This is a genomic window from Miniphocaeibacter sp. (genome assembly GCF_049276255.1).
Classification (GTDB): Bacteria; Bacillota; Clostridia; order Tissierellales; family Peptoniphilaceae; genus Miniphocaeibacter.
Genome location: NZ_JBASWB010000030.1, coordinates 1 through 1,652, shown reverse-complemented (window position 1 = coordinate 1,652; position 1,652 = coordinate 1). Strand labels below are relative to the sequence as shown.

The window sequence follows — 1,652 nt, the reverse complement described above, 5'->3', positions numbered from 1 at the left end:
ACAATAATTCTTCAACAAGAAACCTATATTAAGTCCTTAGAATCCATGCAAGAAGATATTAGAAAATACAATCATGATTATAAAAATCTTCTTACAGGAGCCTTGCTTCAAGCAGAAGAAGGAGATTACGACGGAGTTAGACTTTATTTAAAAGATGTATTTGATGAATTTGAAGAAAAAATAGGATCCCAAGTTGCAAAGACCACTCAACTTAAAAGAATAAAATCCAATGAAGTCAAGGGACTTCTTCTTTCGAAAATGAGCAAAATGGAAGAATTAGAAATAGAATTTCACCTAGAAGTCTTAAATGATGTAGATAGAATAAATATGAAAACTACAGACCTTGTAAGATGTTTGGGAATTTTACTGGATAATGCAATAGAGGAAGTGGAAAAACTAGAAGAAAAAGTAATAAAACTGGTAATACTTCAGGAAGAAAAAGTAACAACGATAATGGTTAAAAACCCCGTAACAGAAAAGGTGAATATTCAAAATATATACGAAGAAGGCTTCTCTACAAAGGGAGAAAAAAGAGGTTTAGGACTTTCCAATTATAAGGAAATAGTAGAAAACTATGAAAATATAGTTAGGGAAACTATTTCGACAGAAAAAGAATTCAATCAAGTATTAAAAATAGGATAGAATAAAACGTATAGTTTAAGAAATAAAGAAAAATAATTAATGAGAAATGTTAAAATATACTCAATATAAATTATTAAAAGAGAAAATAATATGAAGTTTTATTATTTTATAGATGGCATGCTAAAGTTTATTATATAGTAGACTTTATTGATCTGTTTTAGTAAATAGGAAACAATATTTTATTAGAGTTTGAAATTAAAATATGTAAGGGAGATTGTTAACAATGGATGGAAACATTGCAAGATGGCTATATTATGGATTTTATTTACTATATATGTTTTTGATAATGTATTTATCAATGAATTTATTTATAAACAAAGTAAGATTTCAAAAAAGATTTTTTTATATTATACCAACTATAATTATTTTAACTATTCTAGATCATTATATTATGTCATTTTCAGCTAAACAAAGTTTTTTATTTTTTGTTTTTTATGCTTTTTGGACTTATTTTAATTTTTTTGTTTTAGTATATATTTTAAACGGGAAAAAGAATTTATATATAAATTATGTAAAATTAATATTTATTCATTCACTAATTTCGTTAGGGGAAGGAGTTGTTGTAGAAAATTTTCTACCTAAACTTGGAGTGTATCATTTTCTTATGAATGGAATATTAATGGTGGTAACCAGTACTTTTCTTTTTTTGCTAAAAAAACTTGGTTTAAAAAAAGTAATAGATAATGTTTTTAACAGTAAAATTGCTATAGTATTAATGTTACCTTTATTGTTACTAATAACTATTCTAGGTTTAACAGGAATGATGGGGGAAGAAAACTCTATTGCAATTAAATTAAACTTAGGGTTATTTACATTGGTAGTAATATTTTATTTTGCTGGAGCTTTTATTGAATATAATAGGAAAAACAAGGAATTAAATGAGACAATAATTCTTCAACAAGAAACCTATATTAAGTCCTTAGAATCCATGCAAGAAGATATTAGAAAATACAATCATGATTATAAAAATCTTCTTACAGGAGCCTTGCTTCAAGCAGAAGAAGGAGATT

2 protein-coding genes are annotated in these 1,652 nt (G+C 25.5%); both read left to right on the top strand.

Annotation, left to right across the window (positions count from 1 at the left end):
- On the top strand, positions 1–642 hold a 642-nt coding region (locus WAO56_RS03115), incomplete at its 5' end, for a sensor histidine kinase (RefSeq protein ID WP_422146251.1).
- A gap of 223 nt (positions 643–865) precedes the next feature.
- On the top strand, positions 866–1,652 hold a 787-nt coding region (locus WAO56_RS03110), incomplete at its 3' end, for a hypothetical protein (protein WP_422146250.1).